The organism is Streptomyces virginiae (assembly GCF_000720455.1).
Classification (GTDB): Bacteria; Actinomycetota; Actinomycetes; order Streptomycetales; family Streptomycetaceae; genus Streptomyces; species Streptomyces virginiae.
Genome location: NZ_JOAK01000046.1, coordinates 12,932 through 33,194, shown reverse-complemented (window position 1 = coordinate 33,194; position 20,263 = coordinate 12,932). Strand labels below are relative to the sequence as shown.

The window sequence follows — 20,263 nt, the reverse complement described above, 5'->3', positions numbered from 1 at the left end:
ACAGCCGAGAAGGACGGTCCCGCGCGAGCCGAGGAGACACCCCCCGGCGGCCCCGCACCCCCACCCCCCTGTCCCGACCCCGACCGGGCGGCCGAACCCAGCCCCGCCGGCGCTTGAGGCGCGGCCACCGGCCCGCAGCCGGGAACGGCACGGGCCGGAGGCGAGGGTCAGCGGACCGGGTGGCCCGCTTCGCGGAGGGCCGACTTCACTTCGGCGATGCGGAGATCGCCGAAGTGGAACACCGACGCCGCCAGCACCGCATCCGCACCCGCCTCGATCGCCGGGGCGAAATCGGCCAGGCGGCCCGCGCCGCCCGAGGCGATCACGGGCACCGTGACGTGCTTGCGCACCGCCGCGATCATCTCCGTGTCGTAGCCGTCCTTCGTGCCGTCGGCGTCCATCGAGTTCAGCAGGATCTCCCCGGCGCCCAGCTCCGCGGCCCGGTGGGCCCACTCGACGGCGTCGATGCCGGTGCCCCGGCGGCCGCCGTGCGTGGTGACCTCGAAGGAGCCCGTCTCCGTGCGCCGTGCGTCCACGGACAGGACGAGGACCTGCCGGCCGAAGCGCTCCGCGATCTCCTGGATCAGCTCGGGGCGGGCGATGGCGGCCGTGTTCACGCCCACCTTGTCCGCTCCCGCGCGCAGCAGCTTGTCGACGTCGTCGGCCGTGCGGACGCCGCCGCCGACGGTCAGCGGGATGAAGACCTGCTCGGCGGTGCGCCGCACCACGTCGTAGGTGGTCTCGCGGTTCCCGGAGGACGCGGTGATGTCGAGGAAGGTCAGCTCGTCGGCGCCTTCGGCGTCGTACAGCTTGGCCATCTCCACCGGGTCGCCCGCGTCGCGCAGGTTCTGGAAGTTGACGCCCTTGACGACCCGGCCGTTGTCCACGTCCAGGCAGGGGATCACGCGTACGGCGAGGCTCATGCGGGCACCGCCTTGTACGCCTCGACCTCCACCTCGACGACCATCGACGGGTCGACGAAGCCGGAGACGATGAGCATCGTCGCGGCCGGGCGGACCGCGTCGAAGAGTTCCTTGTGGGCGCGGCCCACGTCGTCCACGTCGCGGGCGTGCGTCAGGTACATGCGGGTGCGCACGACGTCCTCAGGGCCGAGGCCGGCCTGGGCGAGGGCCTTGAAGGCGACGCCGAAGGCGGCGACGGTCTGGTCGTACGGGCCGCCCGCGTCGGCGGCGGTGCAGCCGGAGACGAGCACGAGCCCGTTCGGGAGCTGCACGGCGCGGGAGTAGGCGATGACGTCCTCGTAGGGGCCGCCGGAGGAGATGCGGCGTACGGCGTCGGAGCTCATGCGGAGACCACCTTCAGGGCTTCTTCCAGGGTGAAGGCCTTGGCGTACAGGGCCTTGCCGACGATCGCGCCCTCGACGCCCAGCGGGACCAGGTCGGACAGGGCCCGCAGGTCGTCGAGCGAGGAGATGCCGCCGGAGGCGACGACGGGGCGGTCGGTGGCGGCGCAGACGTTCTTCAGCAGCTCCAGGTTGGGGCCGGTCAGCGTGCCGTCCTTGCCGATGTCGGTGACGACGTAGCGGGCGCAGCCCTCGGAGTCGAGGCGGGCGAGGGTCTCGTAGAGGTCGCCGCCCTCGCTGGTCCAGCCGCGGCCCTTGAGGGTGGTGCCGCGTACGTCGAGGCCGATGGCGATCCTGTCGCCGTGCTCGGCGATGGCCTTGGCGGCCCACTCGGGGGTCTCCAGGGCGGCGGTGCCGAGGTTGACGCGGGTGCAGCCGGTGGCGAGGGCCGCGGCGAGCGAGGCGTCGTCGCGGATGCCGCCGGACAGCTCGACCTTGATGTCCATGGCGCGGGTGATCTCGGCGACCAGGGCACGGTTGTCGCCGGTGCCGAAGGCGGCGTCCAGGTCGACCAGGTGGAGCCATTCGGCGCCGGCGGCCTGCCAGGCGAGGGCCGCCTGCAGCGGGGAGCCGTAGGAGGTCTCGCTGCCGGAGACGCCGTGGACGAGGCGGACGGCCTGGCCGTCGCGCACGTCGACCGCGGGGAGGAGTTCGAGCGTGGGTGCGGTCATCAGAGGGTCTCGATCCAGTTGGTGAGGAGCTGGGCGCCGGCGTCGCCGGACTTCTCGGGGTGGAACTGGGTGGCCCACAGGGCCCCGTTCTCCACCGCCGCGACGAAGCGCTCGCCGTGGGTGGCCCAGGTGACCTTGGGGGCGCGGATCAGCGGGTTGGTGACTTCCAGGCTCCAGTCGCGGGCCGCGTAGGAGTGCACGAAGTAGAACCGGGCGTCGGCGTCCAGTCCGGCGAAGGCCTGGCTGTCGGCGGGGGCCTCGACGGTGTTCCAGCCCATGTGGGGGACGATCGGGGCCTTGAGCGGGCCGACCGTGCCGGGCCACTCGTCGAGTCCTTCGGTCTCCACGCCGTGCTCGATGCCGCGCTCGAAGAGGATCTGCATGCCGACGCAGATGCCCATGACCGGGCGGCCGCCGGAGAGGCGGCGGCCGATGATCCAGTCGCCGCGGACGTCCTTGAGGCCCTGCATGCAGGCGGAGAAGGCGCCGACGCCGGGGACGAGGAGTCCGTCGGCGTCCATGGCCTTGTCGTAGTCGCGGGTGATCTCGACGTCCGCGCCGACGCGGGCGAGGGCGCGTTCGGCGGAGCGGACGTTGCCGAAGCCGTAGTCGAGGACGACGACCTTCTTGGTGGGGCGTGCTGTGCTCATTCCCAGATTCCTTGGATCCGCAGGACTCCGGCCGCCAGGCACATCGCGGAGGCGATGGCGAGCAGGACCACGACCGATTTGGGCATCTGCTGCTTCTGGAAGGAGTAGACGCCCCCGGCCAGGAACAGGCCGAGGACGATCAGGATGGTGTTCAGCCCGTTCACTGCTAGAGGGCGCCCTTCGTGGAGGGCAGGATGCCGGCGGCGCGCGGGTCGAACTCGGCGGCGTAGCGCAGCGCGCGGGCGAGGGCCTTGAACTGGCATTCCACGATGTGGTGGGCGTTGCGGCCGTACGGGACGTGGACGTGCAGGGCGATCTGGGCCTGCGCGACGAAGGACTCCAGGATGTGCCGGGTCATCGTCGTGTCGTAGGAGCCGATCATGGGCGCCATGTTCTCGGGCTCGGTGTGCACGAGGTAGGGGCGGCCGGACAGGTCGACGGTCACCTGGGCGAGGGACTCGTCGAGCGGCACGGTGCAGTTGCCGAAGCGGTAGATGCCCACCTTGTCGCCGAGGGCCTGCTTGAAGGCGGCACCGAGCGCGAGGGCGGTGTCCTCGATGGTGTGGTGGGAGTCGATGTGCAGGTCGCCGTCGGTCTTGACGGTGAGGTCGAAGAGGCCGTGGCGGCCGAGCTGGTCGAGCATGTGGTCGTAGAAGCCCACGCCCGTCGAGACGTCGACCCGGCCGGTTCCGTCGAGGTTTATCTCGACGACGACGGAGGTCTCCTTGGTGGTCCGTTCGACCCGTCCGATGCGGCTCATGCGTGCTGCTCCTTCTTCAGTGCGCGAACCGCTTCCAGGAACGCGTCGTTCTCTGCCGGGGTGCCGGCGGTGACCCGCAGCCGGCCGGGTACGCCGTTGTCCCGGACCAGGACCCCGTGGTCGAGGATCTTCTGCCAGGCGGTGTGCGAGTCCTCGAACTTCCCGAACTGGATGAAGTTCGCGTCGGACTCGGTGACCTCGTAGCCGATGGCGCGCAGTTCGGTGACGAGGCGGTCCCGCTCGGCCTTGAGCTGCTCGACGTAGCCGAGCAGGGTGTCGGTGTGCTCCAGGGCGGCGAGTGCCGTGGCCTGGGTGACGGCGGACAGGTGGTACGGCAGGCGCACCAGCTGTACGGCGTCGACGACGGCGGGGTGTGCGGCCAGGTAGCCCAGGCGCAGGCCGGCCGCGCCGAAGGCCTTGGACATGGTCCGGGAGATCACCATGTTGGGGCGGCCCTCGATGAGGGGCAGCAGCGAGTCCCGGTGGCTGAACTCCACATAGGCCTCGTCGACGATGACGAGGGAGGGCTTGGCCGCCTGGGCCGCCTCGTAGAGGGCCAGGACGGTCTCCGCGTCGACCGCGGTGCCCGTGGGGTTGTTGGGCGAGGTGATGAAGACGACGTCGGGCGCGTGCTCGGCGATGGCCTGCCGCGCCGCCTCCACGTCGAGGCGGAAGTCCTCGCGGCGCGGGCCGGAGATCCAGCCCGTGCCGGTGCCGCGGGAGATCAGCGCGTGCATGGAGTACGAGGGCTCGAAGCCGATCGCGGTGCGGCCGGGCCCGCCGAAGGTCTGCAGCAGCTGCTGGATGACCTCGTTGGAGCCGTTGGCGGCCCATACGTTCTCCCGCGCGACCGGGTGCTTGCCGGTACGGGTGAGGTAGGCGGCCAGTTCGGTGCGCAGCTCGACCGCGTCCCGGTCCGGGTAGCGGTTGAGGGTGCGGGCGGCTTCGGCGACGCGCTCGGCGATGCGCGCGACGAGCTCGGCGGGCAGCTCGTAGGGGTTCTCGTTGGTGTTCAGCTGGACGGGCACGTCGAGCTGCGGGGCGCCGTACGGGCTCTTGCCGCGCAGTTCGTCCCGGATGGGGAGGTCGTCGATGCCGATGCTCACTGGTTGGGGACCTTCCATCCGAAGCGTGCCTTGAGGGCGGCGCCGTGGGCGGGCAGGTCCTCGGCCTCGGCGAGGGTCACCACGTGGTGGGTGACCTCGGCGAGGGCGTCGCGGGTGTAGTCGACGATGTGGATGCCGCGCAGGAAGGACTGCACGGACAGGCCGGAGGAGTGGCAGGCGCAGCCGCCGGTGGGCAGCACGTGGTTGGAGCCTGCGCAGTAGTCGCCGAGGGAGACCGGGGCCCACGGTCCGACGAAGATCGCGCCGGCGTTGCGGACGCGGGCGGCCCAGGCCGCGGCGTCGGCGGTCTGGATCTCCAGGTGCTCGGCGCCGTAGGCGTCGACGACCTTGAGGCCGTCCTCCAGGCTGTCGACCAGCACGATCGCGGACTGCTTGCCGGCGAGGGCGGGCTTGATGCGGTCCTCGACGTGCTTGGTCGCGGCGACCTGCGGCTCCAGCTCCTTCTCGACGGCGTCCGCGAGCTCCGCGGAGTCCGTGACGAGGACGGCCGCGGCCAGTGGGTCGTGCTCGGCCTGGCTGATGAGGTCGGCGGCGACGTGCACCGGGTCGGCGGTCGAGTCCGCGAGGACGGCGATCTCGGTCGGGCCGGCCTCGGTGTCGATGCCGATCCTCCCGGTGAAGTAGCGCTTGGCGGCGGCGACCCAGATGTTGCCGGGGCCGGTCACCATGTTGACCGGCAGGCAGTCCTCCGTGCCGTACGCGAACATCGCGACGGCCACGGCGCCGCCGGCCGCGTACACCTCGTCCACGCCGAGCAGGGCGCAGGCGGCGAGGATCGTGGGGTGCGGCAGACCCCCGAACTCCTTCTGCGGCGGGGACGCGAGCGCGATCGACTCGACGCCCGCCTCCTGGGCCGGCACCACGTTCATGACGACGGAGGACGGGTACACCGAGCGGCCGCCCGGGGCGTACAGCCCCACGCGCTCCACCGGAACCCACTTCTCGGTCACGGTGCCGCCCGGGACCACCTGGGTGGTGTGCTCGGTGCGGCGCTGTTCGCGGTGCACGATCCGGGCGCGCCGGATCGACTCCTCCAGGGCTGCGCGGACGGCCGGGTCGAGCTCGTCGAGGGCGGTCTTGAGAGCCTCGGCGGGCACCCTGACCTGCTCCAGCGTCACCCCGTCGAACTTCTGCGCGTACTCGATCAGCGCCGCCGTGCCACGATGATGGACGTCCTCGCAGATGGGCCGCACCTTCTCCAGGGCAGCTTCTACGTCGAACTCGGCACGGGGCAGCAGGTCGCGCAGGGCGCCGCCCTCGGGGAGGGCGTCACCGCGCAGGTCGATACGAGAGATCACCTCCCAATTCTCTCAGACCGCCTCGTGCCACCGTCCGCCCGTATCACTGGCTGATACACGCCCCGGACGTCACAGGTGCCCGTTAGCGTTCGCCTACACGTACATGACGGCGGAGGGGGACCGCGGTGACCGAGGCGAGCCCGGAGGGGTATCCGGCGGATCTCAGCGCCTCCGAGCGCCGCATGTGGGACGCGTACCGCACGGGCAGCGTCTGTGACCTCAGTGCGCGCGCCGCCGACGTGGACGATCCGCACGGCGACCACGTCTGGGGTTCGGGGCGCAGCGTCCGCGCCGGGGTGGTGGCGCTGCTGCTGCTCCACGGGCCGCCGCCGGTGCCGGGCCGGGTGGCGTCCCTGAAGCTGCGCGGCGTACGGATCACCGGGCGGCTGGATCTGTCCGGTGGGACGGTTGCTCCGTACGTGGAGCTGCAGTCCTGCCGCTTCGACAGTGAGATCCAGGTGTCCGAGGCCCGCTTCGGCACGTTGCGCCTGGTCAACTGTGCGATCCCGCGGCTGGAGGCGGCCCGGCTGCACACGGAGGGCGATCTGCACGTGCCGCGCTGCCGGGTGGCGCGCGGGATCCGCCTGACCGACGCGCAGATCGGCACGGACCTGCTGGTCAGCCAGGCGGTGGTGCAGCGGGACAACAAGGGTCGGGCGATCGCCGCCGACGGGATGTCGGTCGCGCAGGACTTCCAGGGCGAGCTGTTGGAGACGTACGGGGAAGTGAGCCTGCGCGGCGCGAAGGTCGGCGTGTCGATGAACCTGCGCGGGGCCCGGCTGCGCAATCCGTCCGGGCGGCACGCGCTGAACGCGCCGCAGCTGACGGTGGAGCGGACCCTGTACCTGACCTCGATCGCCATGGACTACGGCCGCGGCGGCTCCAGCTCCTCCACTCCCCCGTACGGGCTGGGACAGACGCCGACGCGGGGGCAGCGGGCGCAGCCGTTCGAGTGCCGGGGCGGGCTGCGGCTGGACGACGGCCGGTTCGGGGACGCCATCGACTTCTACGGCGCGCGGTTCCAGCTCACGGACGAGCAGGAGATATCCCTGCGCCGGATCCAGACCCCGGAGTTCCGCTTCGTCGGGGAGGGGCCGGAGCGCGGGCGGGTGGTGGTGTCCGGGGCCAAGGTGGTCAAGCTCGTCGACACCTCCACGAGCTGGCCGGGCCCGGGCGGGGTGTCCATCGAGGGTTTCGAGTACGAGAACCTCGCGCCCCGCGGCCACTTCCCCCTGTCCCGCAGGCTGGCCTGGCTGGAGGCGGCCACCCCCGAGTACTCGCCGGGGCCGTACGAGCGGCTGGCGGCCGTACTGCGGGCCAGCGGCGAGGACGCGGACGCGCGCGAGGTGCTGCTGGCCAAGCAGCGGCGGCGCCGGGCCACGCTGCCGCCGGGGCCGAAGGCGTGGGGGTACCTGCAGGACTGGACGGTGGTCTACGGGTACCGGCCGGGCCGGGCCGCGCTGTGGATGGCGGTGCTGTGGGCGGCGGGGGCGCTGCTCTTCTCCCAGCTCGACCCGCCGGCGATCAAGCAGGACGAGCATCCGGAGTGGAGCGCCCCGCTGTACGCGCTGGATCTGCTCCTCCCGGTGATCGACCTCGGCCAGCAGGGGCAGTGGAAACTGGCGGGCGGCTGGCAGTGGGGGGCGGCGGGTCTCGTCGTCATGGGCTGGATCCTGGCCACGACGGTGGCGGCGGGGGCCTCCCGGCTGCTGCGGCGGGGGTGACGGGGCGCGTCCGCGGACGATTACCCTGTGCGTCGTGACCACCGTTCGCCTGCCCCTCTTCCCGCTGAACTCGGTACTGTTCCCGGGACTCGTGCTCCCGCTGAACGTCTTCGAGGAGCGTTATCGCGCCATGATGCGCGAGCTGCTGAAGACGGGTGAGGACGAGCCGCGCCGTTTCGCGGTCGTCGCGATCCGCGACGGCCGGGAGGTCGCCCCGACCGCGCCCGGCCTGCCGGACCCGACGGCGCTGCCCGATCGGGGCCCGGCGGCGGGCTTCGGCCCGGATCCGATCCAGGCGTTCCACCGGGTGGGCTGCGTCGCGGAGGCGGCGACGATCCGGGAGCGGGAGGACGGCAGCTTCGAGGTCCTCGCGACGGGTACGACACGGGTCCGGCTGTTGTCGGTCGATTCCTCGGGGCCCTTCCTGACGGCCGAGCTGGAGGAGCTCCCGGAGGACGCGGGCGACGGCGCCAGGGTCCTCGCGGAGGGCGTGCTGCGGGCCTTCCGCAACTACCAGAAGCGGCTGGCGGGGGCCCGCGAGCGGTCCCTGACGGGCGCGGAGCTGCCCGACGAGCCGTCGGTGGTGTCGTACCTGGTGGCCGCGGCGGCGGTGCTGGACATCCCGGCGAAGCAGCGGCTGCTGCAGGCGCCGGACACGGCGACGCGGCTGGCTGAGGAGCTGAAGCTGCTGCGCACCGAGACCGCGGTGATCCGCCACCTGCCGTCGCTGCCGGCGGTGGAGCTGACCCGGGCTCCGACGAGCCCCAACTGACGAGCCCGACCGACGGGGGACCGATGGCGAAGAAGACGAAGCAGGCGGCCGGCACCCCGGCGATCGTGGCCCTGACGGCGGCCGGGGTCGCCTTCACCACGCACGCGTACGAGCACGACCCGGCGCACCCCTCGTACGGCGAGGAGGCCGCCGAGGCCATGGGCGTCTCGCCGACGCAGGTCTTCAAGACCCTCGTGGCGGACGTGGACGGCGTCCTGACGGTGGCGGTGGTCCCGGTCTCGGGGTCGCTGGACCTGAAGGCGCTGGCGACGGCGGTGGGCGGCAAGCGGGCGGCGATGGCCGACCCGGCCCTGGCGGAACGCACCACGGGCTACGTCCGCGGCGGCATCTCCCCGCTGGGGCAGCGCAAGCGGCTGCGCACGGTGATCGACGAGTCCGCGACGACGCACCCCACGATCTGCTGCTCGGCGGGCCGCCGCGGCCTGGAGGTCGAACTCTCCCCGTCGGACCTGACCACCCTCACGTCGGCCACCCTGGCCCCGATCGCCCGCCCCTAGGGGGGTGTCCGCGAGGTAGCGTCGGCGGCCCGCCGGGCAGGCGGGCCTTCGCGGACACGACCCAGCCCTCCGGGTCCGGGCCGCGCCCGGCGGGGGCCGGGCTCCGCGCGGCCGCGGCGGCAGTGGCCGACCGTCCCGCAGGGGTCAGGCGTGCGGGGCCTCCGACGCGGTCGGACCGGTGTCGGTCGGCGGCAGCGCCCGCTCGGCCGGCGGCGGCGCCGGCTGGTAGTACCCGCTCCACCCGGCCAGCGGGTCCGGCTCCGGATCCCGCGGCGTCCACAGCGCGGTGAACCCCAGGTGCAGCAGTACGGCGGTCATCGGCCAGGCCAGCAGCGCCCCGTGCGCCAGCAGCTCCAGCGGCGCGTCGAACGGCACCCCCTTGCCGGCCGCGGCCGCGGCGGCGGCCACGTCCGACGACGACCCGAGCCACAGCCCGAAACGCCACCCCGCCAGCGCGGCGAAGCCGGACCCGACGGCGAGCCCGATCACCAGCGGCACACCGCCCGCCCGGCGCCACAGGAAGGTGCCGACGGCGCTGAGCACGCCCAGCCCCACGGACAGCAGGAAGAAGGTCCCGTCGGCGGCGATCCGCGCTTCGCTCTCGCTGTTGCGCAGGAAGACCGCCTCCCCGTTGGAGACGTACTGCACGCGGGGCGCCAGCCACACCCACAGCAGTCCGAGGAGCAGCCCGGCCACCCCGACCGCCAGGGCCACGACGGCCCCGTCGCGGATGTCCGCCGGGGTGATGCCCGCGGCGGTGTCACCCGGCTTCTCGGGCGGCGACGGCGGCGGGTCGAACGGGGACTGCGGGGTCACGGCTTCGGTCACCCCCACATCGTGCCAGGTGTGCCCCGCCGCGGCGTCGGCGGACCGCGTCAGCGCACCGAAGCCCGCCGGTACGCCCGGGTCGCGACGGCCAGGGAGACGACCCCGACGGCCGCGCACACGCCGAGGTCGAAGGCGACGGCGGCCCAGTCCGGCTCCGGTTCGAAGGTCCGCGCGAACGCCTCCACGCCGTACGTGGAGGGCAGCAGGTCCCGCGCCCACACGATGAGGGCCGGCATCCGCTCGGGCGGCAGCACCCCCAGCAGCAGCGCCGCCGACATGCCGAGCTGTCCGGCGAGGGTGGCCAGCTCCTGCCGCGGCGCCAGCAGCCCCAGCGCCGCGCCGAGCCCGGCCAGCGCGGCCCCGGCCAGCGGCACGACGGCGGCCAGGATCCACAGGCCGCCCATCGGCAGGCCGAAGAGCAGGCATCCGAAGACCGCGGTGACCAGCGTCCCCGGCAGGGTGAAGGAGGCGTACGCGGCGGCCGCGCCCAGCACCACCGAGGCGGGCGGCACCGGCAGGGTGGCGTAGTGGTCCAGTCCGCCGCCGGCCCGCAGCTGCCCGAAGTACTGGGCGAGCAGGTTCAGCGCGACGAAGGCGACGACGAGCACCGAGGAGCCGGCGACGACGGCGCGGGCCTCCGAGCCCCCGTCGACGACGCCCCGCATCAGGATCATGATCCCGACGGACTGGAAGGTGGCCACGAACAGCAGCGGTATCCGCGCCACCCGCGCCCGGGACAGCTGCGCCCGGTAGACGGCGGCCAGCGAGGGGAAGAACCGGGCGCCGGGCGCCAGCGGCGCGGGCTGGGCCGCCGGTGCGCGGCCCACGGTGGCGCCGGCCGGCGCCACCTCCGGCTCGGGTGTCGCCGCGGCGTCGGGCGCGAGCGCGGCCCGGACGGCTCCCGTCGAACGGTCGCTCACGACTTCACCAGCCCTTTCGTCCTGCCGCCGAGCGCCAGGTACACGTCTTCGAGGCTGGGTGTGGCCAGGGTGAAGTCGTCGAGCGCGGCGAAGGCGGGGCCCCCGGTGATGGAGGCCACCGCCGCCCGCGCCTCGTCGGGCGCCAGCCGGAGCACCCAGCGACGCCCCGACTCGACGGCCCGGGCGCGCAGCCGGTCGACCTCCGCCACCTCCAGCGGAGCGCTTTCGCGCCACACCAGTTCCAGCCGGACCTCACCGGAGACCTGTGCCTTCAGCGCGGCCGGCGTGTCGCAGGCGATGACCTTGCCCTGGTCGATGACGGCGACCCGGTCGAGGACGGTCTCGGCCTCGATGACGTTGTGGGTGACGAGCAGGACGGTCGCGCCGTGGTGCGCGCGGCGCCGGTCCACGGCCGCCCACACGGCCCGCCGGGCCACGGGGTCCATGCCGGTGGTGGGCTCGTCGAGGACCAGTACCGGCCGCTCCCCCATCAGTGCGGTGGCGAAGCAGGCGAGGCGCCGCTGGCCGCCGGAGAGCTTCTTCAGGGGCCGCTCGGCGATCGCGGTCAGCCCGAGTTCCTCCAGTACGGCGTCGCGGGCCGCCCTGGCCGCGCGCAGGTCGAGTCCGCGCAGCCGGCCGGTGGTCTCGGCGGCCAGGGACACCGTCAGCTCGTCCAGGGCGGTGGACTCCTGCCCGAGGTAGGCGAGCAGCCGGGAGGCCCGTCCGGGGTGGCGTACGAGGTCGTGGCCGAGGAGGGTCACGGTGCCCGAGTCGGGCCGCATCAGGCCGGTGAGCTGGCGGACCAGGGTGGACTTGCCGGCGCCGTTGGGGCCGAGCAGGCCGAAGATCTCGCCGCGCCGGACGTCGAGGGTGACGCCGTCGTTGGCGCGGGTCTCGGGCAGGGCGGGGGCTCCGCGCCGTCCGCGTACCGCGGGATACGTCTTGACCAGGTCACGCACCGCGCAGACCACGTCCGACGCCGCTCCCGCGGCCGCCGCCGTGCCGTCCTGCGCCTGTGCTGTGCCCGTACTCACGAGGGAGCAGCCTACGGGGTTCCCGCCCCTACTCGGCCGCCGGGGTCAGCGGGGCCGGCAGGTCGGCGGGTGCGGTTCCGGGCGCGGCGGCCGGTACCGCCGCGACGTGCTCGGCGGCGGCGCGGACGTCGATCTCCCTCCAGAACCCGGCGCGGATGGCGTAGCGGTCGTGCTCGTCGATCTGGTCGTCCTTGTGCGCGAGCAGGCCGAAGCGGGCGGCGTAGCGGAGCAGCTCGCCGTCGATCCGGTGCGGGATGCGCGGGTACATGGTGGCCAGTTTCTGCATGTGCACGGTTTCCGGGAGCCGTTCCATCCAGCGCCGGGCGAACACCTGTCCCACCTCGAACGGGTCGCCGCCGACGGTGGTGATGTCCTCCTCCCGGTCGGCCCAGCGCTGTTCGGCGCTGGTGAGCTGGGCGAGGGTGGGCAGGGAGGCGGTTTCGGCGGGTTCGCCGAGGGGTCCGGCGCGGTCGATCCAGCCCTTGTCGGAGGACCAGCGCAGGGCGCTGGCGGGGGCGGGGGCGGGCGCGCTGGTCGCGACGGCGTGCGGGCCGCCGTGCGCGCCGGGGGCGCGCAGGGCTCCGGCGAGGTCCTTGGGCGTGGGGACGGTCTTTCCGCCGGGGGTGGTGGGCGCCGGTACGGGGACTCCCTCCCGGTCGTCGTCCGCGGCGGCGGCGGCGCCGTTGCGGGCGGCCTCGGCGAGTGCGGCCTCGGGCAGCGGCGCCGAGAGGATGGCGGCGATGTCGGGGCGGGGCACGGGCGGCGGGGAGCACAGTCCGGCGAGGTCCTTGGCGCGGACGGCCCGGGTGATCCAGGCGCGGTCGAGGACGCGGCGTTCGTCGGCTTCGGCGACGAGGTCCTCGGACTGGTTGTAGTCGCCGTCGGCGGCCTGGACGGCCCACAGGTGGACGGCGACGCCGTGCTCCTTGGCGGACATCAGGCCCGGCAGCAGGTCGCCGTCGCCGGTCACGAGGACCACGTCGGAGCAGGCCCGGTTGCGGGCGAGCTCGGTGAGCTCGGCGTGCATGGCGGCGTCGACGCCCTTCTGGGCCCAGCGGCCGTCGCTGCGGGTCAGGGCGCCGAGGCGGACGGTGACCCGGGGCATGACGCGCAGCCTGCGGTGTTCGGGCTGGGGCACCCGGTCGGGTGCGCCGTCGAACCAGTAGATGCGCAGCAGGGGCTGCTCGGTGTCGGCTTCGGCCCGCTCGCGCAGGCCCTGGATGAGGGCGGCATGGTCGACGGTGATCCGGGAGCGGGAGGGCTCCCCGGCGAGAAGGCTGGCGGCGGCGCCCAGCAGGTAGCCGGCGTCCACCAGGACGACGCAGCGGTCCACGCGTTCCACCCTCTTCCCTGGGGTCCCCATGTCGTTTTCCGGGGTTCCCCGAGTCTGCCCGACCTCAAGGGTGTTGAAGGCCGGAACTCGATCATCGGCGTGGCGGATCTCACGCGGCGGCGGGCAGCGGCTCTCGGCTACGCGCAGTAATGATCCAAAATGCGCGGTTTCTGGGGCTGTGTGAGTGTGAAGGCGGTCCTGGCCCCTAGACCCTCACGGAGGCTCCACCATGGCCAAGAACAAGAACCAGAAGCAGCCGGCGAAGCAGCAGACCCGCTCGTCCGGGCAGGACATGTCGCGCTCGTCGGATTCCTCCCACGAGCAGACGTCCCAGGCGCCGAGTCCCATGGACCTGGCCCACAAGAGCAAGCAGAAGAAGTTCGGCCACAACTGACGTCCCAGGCTGACGTCCTCCGCGTCGGTCTGTGACGACGGCGAGCGACCAGGGCCTGCCCGGCGGTGCCGGGCGGGCCCTCGTCGTGCCGTGTGGCGGCCGCCGCTATCCGGCCAGGCAGGACGGTCCGAGCAGGACCTTGAGGTCGCCGAAGAGGGCCGGGTCGGGCTGTACGCGGTGCCGGTCGAGGCGCAGCACGGTGGTGGTCCGCGGCCCCTGGAGCTTGATACGCACCTCGGTGTTGCCCTTGTGGTGGCGCAGGATCTCCCCCAGACGGGTCACCATCGGGGGTGTGACCTTGACCGTGGGGATGGTGAGGACCACGGGGGCGTTGGTTCCGGCGGAGGAGAGGTCGGGGACCATCATCTCCATGGCGACCAGGCGGGGGACGTCCTCGCGCTTGTCGAGGCGACCCTTGACGAAGACGACGGTGTCCTCGACCAGCTGGGTGGAGACGAGCTGGTAGGTCGCGGGGAAGAACATGCACTCGATGGAACCGGCGAGGTCCTCGACGGTGGCGATGGCCCAGGCGTTGCCCTGCTTGGTCATCTTGCGCTGGAGGCCGGAGATGATGCCGCCGATGGTGACGACGGCGCCGTCGGAGTGCTCGCCGCCGGTCAGCTGGGAGATGCCGGCGTCGGTCTTGTCGGAGAGGACGTGCTCCAGGCCGAAGAGCGGGTGGTCGGAGACGTAGAGGCCGAGCATCTCGCGCTCCTGGGCGAGCAGGTAGGACTTCTCCCACTCGACGTCGGAGAACTCCACGTCGAGGCCGAAGCCGGGCTCGTCGCCGGCGGCCTCGTCACCCATTCCGCCGAAGAGGTCGAACTGCCCCTCGGCCTCCTTGCGCTTGACGGCGACCACGTTGTCGATCATCGACTCGTGGTGGGCGACCAGGCCCTTTCGGGTGTGGCCCATCTCGTCGTAGGCGCCGGCCTTGATCAGCGACTCGATGGTCCGCTTGTTGCAGACGACGGCCTCGACCTTGTCCAGGAAGTCGGGGAAGGAGGAGTACTTCCCCTTGGCCTTCCTGGTCTTGATGATCGAGTCGACGACGTTCTGGCCGACGTTGCGGACGGCGGTGAGGCCGAAGAGGATCACGTCGTCGCCCTGGGCGGCGAAGTTCGACTCGGACTCGTTGACGTTCGGCGGGAGCACCTTGATGCCCATGCGGCGGCACTCGTTCAGGTAGATCGCGGACTTGTCCTTGTCGTCCTTGACCGAGGTGAGCAGGCCCGCCATGTACTCGGCCGGGTAGTTCGCCTTGAGGTAGGCGGTCCAGTAGGAGACCAGGCCGTAGGCGGCCGAGTGGGCCTTGTTGAAGGCGTAGCCGGCGAAGGGGACCAGGACGTCCCAGAGCTTCTGGATGGCCTCGTCGCTGTAGCCGTTCTTGCGAGCGCCCGCCTGGAAGATCGTGAAGTTCTTCGCCAGTTCCTCGGGCTTCTTCTTGCCCATGACGCGGCGCAGGATGTCGGCCTCGCCGAGCGAGTAGCCGGCGATGATCTGGGCGGCCTTCTGGACCTGCTCCTGGTAGACGATCAGGCCGTAGGTGACCGCGAGCACCTCTTCGAGCGGCTTCTCCAGCTCGGGGTGGATCGGGGTGATCTCCTGCTGCTTGTTCTTGCGCAGGGCGTAGTTGGTGTGCGAGTTCATGCCCATCGGGCCCGGGCGGTACAGGGCCGACACGGCGGAGATGTCTTCGAAGTTGTCGGGCTTCATCAGGCGCAGCAGGGAGCGCATGGGCCCGCCGTCGAACTGGAAGACGCCGAGGGTGTCGCCGCGGCCGAGCAGTTCGAAGGTCTTGGGGTCGTCGAGCGGGAGGCCCAGGAGATCGATGTCGATCCCCTTGTTGGCCTTCACCATCTTGACGGCGTCGTCCATGATCGTGAGGTTGCGCAGGCCGAGGAAGTCCATCTTCAGCAGGCCGAGCGACTCGCAGCTCGGGTAGTCCCACTGGGTGATGGTGACGCCGTCGGTGTGCCGCACCCAGACGGGCACGTGGTCGGTGATCGTCTCGCTGGACATGATCACGCCGGCGGCGTGCACGCCCATCTGGCGGACCAGGCCCTCCACACCGCGGGCGGTGTCGATGACCTTCTTCACGTCGGGTTCGTTCTCGTACATGCCGCGGATCTCGCCGGCCTCGCTGTAGCGGGGGTGCGAGGGGTCGAGGATGCCGGAGAGCGGGATGCCCTTGCCGAGGACGTCGGCGGGCATGGCCTTGGTGAGGCGGTCGCCCATGGCGTACGGGTAGCCCAGGACGCGGGCCGAGTCCTTGATCGCGTTCTTGGCCTTGATGGTGCCGTAGGTGCCGATCATGGCGACCTTGTCCTGGCCGTACTTCTCCGTGACGTACCGGATCACCTCGACGCGCCGACGCTCGTCGAAGTCGATGTCGACGTCGGGCATGGAGACGCGCTCGGGGTTGAGGAAGCGCTCGAAGATCAGGCCGTGCGGGATCGGGTCGAGGTCGGTGATGCCCATGGCGTAGGCGACGATCGAGCCGGCCGCGGAGCCTCGGCCGGGGCCGACCGCGATGCCCTGGTTCTTGGCCCACATGATGAAGTCGGCGACGACGAGGAAGTAGCCCGGGAAGCCCATCGAGATGATCGTGTCCATCTCGTACTCGACCTGCTTCATGCGGTCCTCGGGGATGCCCCCCGGGAAGCGGCGGTGCATGCCGCGCATGGTCTCCTCGCGGAACCAGGTGACCTCGGTGTAGCCCTCCGGGATGTCGAACTTCGGCATCAGGTTCCGGAACTTGAACATGCCCTCGGTGTCGATCTGGTCCGCGACCAGCTTGGTGTTGGCGCAGCCCTCCTGCCAGGCGTCCGAGGAGTCGATGGCGTACATCTCGTCGGTCGACTTCAGGTAGTAGCCGGAGCCGTCGAAGCGGAAGCGGTCGGGGTCCGAGAGGTTCTTGCCGGTCTGGATGCACAGCAGGGCGTCGTGGGCGGCGGCCTCGCTGGCGTAGGTGTAGTGCGAGTCGTTCGTCACCAGCGGCGGGATGCCGAGCTTCTTGCCGATCTCCAGCAGTCCGTCGCGGACCCGGCGCTCGATCTCGATGCCGTGGTCCATCAGCTCCAGGAAGTAGCGGTCCTTGCCGAAGATGTCCTGGTACTCGGAGGCCGACTTCAGTGCCTCGTCGAACTGGCCGAGGCGCAGCCGGGTCTGCAGCTCACCGGAGGGGCAGCCGGTGGAGGCGATCAGGCCCTCGGACCACTTGCTGATGGTCTCCTTGTCCATGCGCGGCCACTTCGTGAGCCAGCCCTCGGCGTAGGCGTCGGAGGACAGCCGGAAGAGGTTGTGCAGGCCGGTGGCGTTCGCCGCCCAGATCGTCTTGTGGGTGTAACCGCCGGAACCGGAGACGTCGTCGCGCTTCTGGTGGGGCTGGCCCCACTGGATGCGGCGCTTGTTGCGCCGGGACTCGGGGGCGACGTACGCCTCGATGCCGATGATCGGCGTGATCCCGGACTTCTGGGCGGTGTGGAAGAAGTCGTAGGCCCCGTGCAGGTTGCCGTGGTCGGACATGGCGATGTGGGTCATGCCCATCTCGTTGCACGCGTTGAACATGTCCTTCAGCCGTGCGGCACCGTCCAGCAGCGAGTACTGGGTGTGGACGTGGAGGTGCGTGAACGGCGTCTTGGTCACGGCGCTGGTCTCCTGGCGGCGGGGGGAGGGGGGCAGCTTCGAATCCTACGTCCCACGGGTGACAGATCCGGGGCACGCAGCGGTACGGTCGGGCGTTGCAGAACCAGGGGCGCAGGTCCGGCGTCCAGTCCGGCAGAGCCCGTACAACCCGTGCACCAGGAGGAACCCGCCATGGCGGTCCCCGAGACGACCGACGAGCAGCGCGCCGAGGAGATCCTCGACGTGTTCGACACCGCATTCGGTGAACTGCTCGCCGCCGACCCCGCTGCCTTCCAGGTCAAGTTCCGCAAGATGGCGGCCTCGGCCTTCGCCTTCTACCGCGGCACGGCCTGCCTCTTCTACTCCGACCTGGAGCGGGACCGGCACGGCGGCCCCTACCTGGACGAGCGGACGGGCCGGGTGTGGATCCACGGCGATCTGCACGCCGAGAACTTCGGCACGTACATGGACTCGAACGGCCGGCTGATCTTCAACGTCAACGACTTCGACGAGGCCTATGTCGGCCCCTTCACCTGGGACCTCAAGCGCTTCGCCGCCTCCGTCGCGCTGATCGGCTACACCAAGGCGCTCAGCGACGACCAGATAAGCGAGCTGGTGCGGATCTACGCGGGCGCCTACCGGGAGCGGATCCACCGGCTGGCGGCGGGCGCCAAGTACGAGGAGGTCCCCTCCTTCACCCTGGACACCGCCGAGGGCCCGCTGCTGGGCGCGCTGCGCTCGGCCCGCTCCCGCACGCGCTTCGCGCTGCTGGATTCGATGACGGAGATACGGGACTACGAGCGCCGCTTCACCTCCGGCGGCGGCTCCGTCGAGCTGGACGCCGCGACCCGCTACAAGGTGCTGTCCGCCTTCGACGGGTACCTGGAGACGCTGCCCGACGAGTCGCTGGTGCGGCCGGACTCCTACCGGGTCAAGGACGTGGTGGGCCGGCGCGGCGTCGGCATCGGCTCCGCGGGCCTGCCTTCCTACAACATCCTGCTGGAGGGGCACAGCGACGCCCTGGAGAACGACGTCGTGATCTACCTCAAGCAGGCGCAGACCCCGGCGGTGTCCCGGCACATCACGGACCGGGCGGTGCGGGACTACTTCCATCACGAGGGGCACCGCACGGTGATCTCGCAGCGGGCGCTCCAGGCGCACGCCGACCCGTGGCTGGGCTGGACCGAGCTGGACGGGGCGGGCCAGCTCGTCGCGGAGGTCTCCCCGTACGCGGTGGACCTGGACTGGTCGGACCTGGACGAACCGGAGGAGATCGCGGCGGTCGTCGCGGACCTCGGCCGGGCCACGGCGACCATGCACGCGTCGGCCGACGAGGCGGAGAGCGGGCAGTCCCTGGTGCCGTTCTCCACCGAGCGGGCCATCGACGCGGCGATCGCGGCGGACGAGGAGGGCTTCGCGGAGCTGCTCGTGGACTTCGCGCACGCGTACGGGGCCCGGGCGCGCGCCGACCACCAGATCTTCGTGGACCTCTTCCGCAACGGCCGCCTCACCCCCTAGGGGATGCCTTGTCGATCATGCCGGGCCTACGGGCCCGGCAAGATCGGCGGGACGCCCCCTGAACCGGCGCCCACAGGAACACGTGGCACACTCGCGAGGATGGATTTTTCCGGGACGGGACTCAGAGGGCTGCGGGCCGCGCTGTTCAGCGCGCTCGTCGTGCTGCTCTCGTCCGGCTCGCACGTCCTGATGTCCCAGGTCCCGCTGCCGCCCGCGCTGGTGGGCGGTGCCTTCGCGGGTGTGTTCGTGATCGCCTACGCCCTCGCGGGCCGCGAGCGGGGCTTCGGCCCCATCGCGGGGCTCCTCGTACCGCTGGAGCTGGCCGCCGACACCGTCTTCACCGCCGGCCAGCACCTCTGCTACGGCCCGGCCGGCGGCCCCGTCTCGGGGCCGCTGCGCGCCATGGGCCTGGAGGAGCTGTGCGGGGGCGCCCCGGTGGGCGGGCCGCTGACCGAGGTGACCGGGCCCGCCGCCGACGCGGCCGCGCTGCTGGCCTCTCCGGGGCCCTACACCCCGTGGCTGCTGCTCGGCGCACACGTCTCGGTGGGACTGCTCGCCGCCGCCTGGCTGCGCCACGGCGAGCGGGCACTGGGCCGGCTGCTGCGGGCGGTGGCGGCCCTCGCGTTCCGGCCGCTGCGGCTGGCGGCGGCCGCCGTCGCGGTGGCCTGCGGGCCGGCGCGGCGGGCGCTGCGGCCGGTCCCGGCGGGCTCCGGGGCCCGTACGCGCTTCCCCGCACACTCCGTGGGACGGCGGGGACCCCCCGTGCTCGGTGCGCTCGCGCGCGCCTGACGCAACGAGGCAGTCCCTTCCCCACGTCTTCACACGACACGTCCCACGGAGATCACCATGAGTTCACGCAACAGCCAGGCGAACAAGGCGGCGGCCCGCGAGCGGCTGCGCGCCGAGCGCGAGGCGCAGGCCAAGAAGGACAAGATCCGCCGGCAGGTCATAGTCGGCGTCGGTGTCGTCGCCGCCCTGGGGCTGGCCGGCGTTGTCGCCTACGGGGTCATGAAGGCCAACGAGCCCGACCACTGGGAGAAGGCCGCCAAGGCCGAGCTGGTCAAGCCGAAGAACACCGAGGGCGAGGACGGCACCACGGTCGTCGTCGGCAAGGCCGACGCGAAGAAGACCCTGGAGCTGTACGAGGACTCGCGCTGCCCGGCCTGCGCGGCCTTCGAGCAGGCGGCCGGCGAGCAGATCAAGAAGGACGTCGACGCGGGCAAGTACAAGCTCCAGTACGTCGGCGCCACCTTCATCGACAACGCGGTCAAGGGCGAGGGCTCGAAGAACGCGCTGAGCGCGCTGGGCGCGGCGCTGAACGTCAGCCCGGAGGCCTTCCTGCAGTACAAGGGGGCCCTGTACTCCAAGGAGCAGCACCCCGAGGAGACCGACGACAGCTTCGCCAAGGACGACTACCTGCTGAAGGTCGCGGACACCGTCCCGGCGCTCAAGGGCAACGCCGAGTTCAAGAAGGCCGTCGAGGACGGCACGTACGACCGGTGGGCGCTGGAGATGTCGAAGGTCTTCGACAAGTCCGGCGTGAAGGGTACGCCGACCCTGAAGATGGACGGCAAGAAGATCGACACTCCGCAGACGGCGGAGCAGTTCACGGCGGCGATCGACAAGGCGCTGCAGGGCTGATCCCGGCATTCCGGGAGACACCCTTCCGGACCGGCCGCATCATCGGGCGGGCGAACTCCCAGAGTTCGCCCGCCCGTTGCATTCC

Annotated in this window: 20 protein-coding genes; 7 read left to right on the top strand and 13 right to left on the bottom strand. The window is 71.9% G+C overall.

The features are described from left to right. Positions 1-167: 167 nt before the first annotated feature. From hisF to hisD, 8 genes are read right to left on the bottom strand one after another with little or no spacing between them, the layout of a single operon-like run. Complete coding sequence (gene hisF / locus IG86_RS0136240) at positions 168-923, bottom strand: imidazole glycerol phosphate synthase subunit HisF (RefSeq protein ID WP_030824590.1); 756 nt, start codon at positions 921-923, stop codon at positions 168-170. Further along, the gene (locus IG86_RS0136235; RefSeq protein WP_030824587.1) at positions 920-1,306 is read right to left on the bottom strand and encodes a RidA family protein; all 387 of its coding nucleotides are present in this window, start codon (positions 1,304-1,306) and stop codon (positions 920-922) included. The genes hisF and IG86_RS0136235 overlap by 4 nt, the downstream gene beginning before the upstream one ends. After that, complete coding sequence (priA, locus tag IG86_RS0136230) at positions 1,303-2,034, bottom strand: bifunctional 1-(5-phosphoribosyl)-5-((5-phosphoribosylamino)methylideneamino)imidazole-4-carboxamide isomerase/phosphoribosylanthranilate isomerase PriA (protein WP_030665598.1); 732 nt, start codon at positions 2,032-2,034, stop codon at positions 1,303-1,305. The genes IG86_RS0136235 and priA overlap by 4 nt, the downstream gene beginning before the upstream one ends. Further along, positions 2,034-2,684 carry an imidazole glycerol phosphate synthase subunit HisH gene (gene hisH / locus IG86_RS0136225; protein ID WP_030665601.1) on the bottom strand — a complete coding sequence of 217 codons (651 nt, stop codon included), beginning with the start codon at positions 2,682-2,684 and terminating at the stop codon, positions 2,034-2,036. The genes priA and hisH overlap by 1 nt, the downstream gene beginning before the upstream one ends. Continuing rightward, a complete protein-coding gene (locus IG86_RS43820; RefSeq protein WP_030028108.1) occupies positions 2,681-2,848 on the bottom strand; it encodes a hypothetical protein in 168 nt (55 codons plus the stop codon). Before IG86_RS43820 ends, hisH begins: the two co-directional genes overlap by 4 nt. A gap of 2 nt (positions 2,849-2,850) precedes the next feature. Continuing rightward, positions 2,851-3,444 (bottom strand): imidazoleglycerol-phosphate dehydratase HisB, encoded by a 594-nt coding sequence (gene hisB, locus IG86_RS0136215; protein ID WP_030665603.1) that lies wholly within the window; start codon positions 3,442-3,444, stop codon positions 2,851-2,853. Continuing rightward, a complete protein-coding gene (locus tag IG86_RS0136210) occupies positions 3,441-4,568 on the bottom strand; it encodes a histidinol-phosphate transaminase (protein ID WP_030824582.1) in 1,128 nt (375 codons plus the stop codon). Before IG86_RS0136210 ends, hisB begins: the two co-directional genes overlap by 4 nt. Beyond that, positions 4,547-5,869, bottom strand: coding sequence for a histidinol dehydrogenase (gene hisD / locus IG86_RS0136205; protein WP_030824580.1), 1,323 nt, complete (start codon positions 5,867-5,869; stop codon positions 4,547-4,549). Before hisD ends, IG86_RS0136210 begins: the two co-directional genes overlap by 22 nt. 125 nt (positions 5,870-5,994) lie before the next feature. Here hisD and IG86_RS0136200 point away from each other — a divergent pair, with 125 nt between their 5' ends. From IG86_RS0136200 to ybaK, 3 genes are read left to right on the top strand one after another with little or no spacing between them, the layout of a single operon-like run. Further along, positions 5,995-7,593, top strand: coding sequence for a hypothetical protein (locus IG86_RS0136200; protein ID WP_030824578.1), 1,599 nt, complete (start codon positions 5,995-5,997; stop codon positions 7,591-7,593). Positions 7,594-7,627: 34 nt separating this feature from the next. Further along, positions 7,628-8,365, top strand: a complete 738-nt coding sequence (locus tag IG86_RS0136195) for an LON peptidase substrate-binding domain-containing protein (RefSeq protein ID WP_030902530.1) — start codon at positions 7,628-7,630, stop codon at positions 8,363-8,365. Positions 8,366-8,388: 23 nt separating this feature from the next. Continuing rightward, on the top strand, positions 8,389-8,883 hold the full coding sequence (ybaK, locus tag IG86_RS0136190; protein WP_030824574.1) for a Cys-tRNA(Pro) deacylase: 495 nt from the start codon (positions 8,389-8,391) through the stop codon (positions 8,881-8,883). Between the two features lie 144 nt (positions 8,884-9,027). Here the strand turns inward: ybaK and IG86_RS0136185 are convergent, their stop codons facing one another. From IG86_RS0136185 to IG86_RS0136170, 4 genes are all read right to left on the bottom strand, one after another. Then, entirely contained in the window at positions 9,028-9,711 is a 684-nt protein-coding gene (locus IG86_RS0136185) for a hypothetical protein (RefSeq protein WP_045937215.1), read from the bottom strand. Between the two features lie 47 nt (positions 9,712-9,758). Further along, the gene (locus tag IG86_RS0136180; protein WP_385873306.1) at positions 9,759-10,559 is read right to left on the bottom strand and encodes an ABC transporter permease; all 801 of its coding nucleotides are present in this window, start codon (positions 10,557-10,559) and stop codon (positions 9,759-9,761) included. Between the two features lie 68 nt (positions 10,560-10,627). Next, positions 10,628-11,665 (bottom strand): ABC transporter ATP-binding protein, encoded by a 1,038-nt coding sequence (locus tag IG86_RS0136175; RefSeq protein ID WP_045937216.1) that lies wholly within the window; start codon positions 11,663-11,665, stop codon positions 10,628-10,630. Between the two features lie 28 nt (positions 11,666-11,693). After that, positions 11,694-13,007, bottom strand: a complete 1,314-nt coding sequence (locus tag IG86_RS0136170; protein ID WP_045937217.1) for an NYN domain-containing protein — start codon at positions 13,005-13,007, stop codon at positions 11,694-11,696. 220 nt (positions 13,008-13,227) lie between these two features. Here IG86_RS0136170 and IG86_RS43815 point away from each other — a divergent pair, with 220 nt between their 5' ends. Continuing rightward, a complete protein-coding gene (locus tag IG86_RS43815) occupies positions 13,228-13,392 on the top strand; it encodes a hypothetical protein (RefSeq protein WP_167751189.1) in 165 nt (54 codons plus the stop codon). Positions 13,393-13,497: 105 nt separating this feature from the next. Here IG86_RS43815 and dnaE read toward each other — a convergent pair whose 3' ends face one another. Continuing rightward, a complete protein-coding gene (gene dnaE / locus IG86_RS0136160; protein ID WP_030824564.1) occupies positions 13,498-17,040 on the bottom strand; it encodes a DNA polymerase III subunit alpha in 3,543 nt (1,180 codons plus the stop codon). Positions 17,041-17,211: 171 nt separating this feature from the next. Between dnaE and IG86_RS0136155 the strand changes: the two genes are divergently transcribed. The 3 genes from IG86_RS0136155 (at position 17,212) to IG86_RS0136145 (ending at position 20,178) form a co-directional block, all read left to right on the top strand. After that, positions 17,212-18,537, top strand: coding sequence for a DUF2252 domain-containing protein (locus IG86_RS0136155; RefSeq protein ID WP_030824561.1), 1,326 nt, complete (start codon positions 17,212-17,214; stop codon positions 18,535-18,537). A 99-nt stretch (positions 18,538-18,636) separates the two neighbouring features. Beyond that, complete coding sequence (locus IG86_RS0136150; RefSeq protein WP_030824559.1) at positions 18,637-19,326, top strand: hypothetical protein; 690 nt, start codon at positions 18,637-18,639, stop codon at positions 19,324-19,326. A gap of 57 nt (positions 19,327-19,383) precedes the next feature. Next, a complete protein-coding gene (locus IG86_RS0136145) occupies positions 19,384-20,178 on the top strand; it encodes a DsbA family protein (RefSeq protein ID WP_030824557.1) in 795 nt (264 codons plus the stop codon). Positions 20,179-20,263: the final 85 nt, after the last annotated feature.

Excerpts from the sequence above, each read along its gene's own strand:
- hisF (WP_030824590.1), bottom strand. The coding sequence starts at position 923 with ATGAGCCTCGCCGTACGCGTGATCCCCTGCCTGGACGTGGACAACGGC.
- IG86_RS0136235 (WP_030824587.1), bottom strand. The coding sequence starts at position 1,306 with ATGAGCTCCGACGCCGTACGCCGCATCTCCTCCGGCGGCCCCTACGAG.
- priA (WP_030665598.1), bottom strand. The coding sequence starts at position 2,034 with ATGACCGCACCCACGCTCGAACTCCTCCCCGCGGTCGACGTGCGCGAC.
- hisH (WP_030665601.1), bottom strand. The coding sequence starts at position 2,684 with ATGAGCACAGCACGCCCCACCAAGAAGGTCGTCGTCCTCGACTACGGC.
- hisB (WP_030665603.1), bottom strand. The coding sequence starts at position 3,444 with ATGAGCCGCATCGGACGGGTCGAACGGACCACCAAGGAGACCTCCGTC.
- IG86_RS0136210 (WP_030824582.1), bottom strand. The coding sequence starts at position 4,568 with ATGGAAGGTCCCCAACCAGTGAGCATCGGCATCGACGACCTCCCCATC.
- ybaK (WP_030824574.1), top strand. The coding sequence starts at position 8,389 with ATGGCGAAGAAGACGAAGCAGGCGGCCGGCACCCCGGCGATCGTGGCC.
- IG86_RS43815 (WP_167751189.1), top strand. The coding sequence starts at position 13,228 with ATGGCCAAGAACAAGAACCAGAAGCAGCCGGCGAAGCAGCAGACCCGC.
- IG86_RS0136155 (WP_030824561.1), top strand. The coding sequence starts at position 17,212 with ATGGCGGTCCCCGAGACGACCGACGAGCAGCGCGCCGAGGAGATCCTC.
- IG86_RS0136150 (WP_030824559.1), top strand. The coding sequence starts at position 18,637 with ATGGATTTTTCCGGGACGGGACTCAGAGGGCTGCGGGCCGCGCTGTTC.
- IG86_RS0136145 (WP_030824557.1), top strand. The coding sequence starts at position 19,384 with ATGAGTTCACGCAACAGCCAGGCGAACAAGGCGGCGGCCCGCGAGCGG.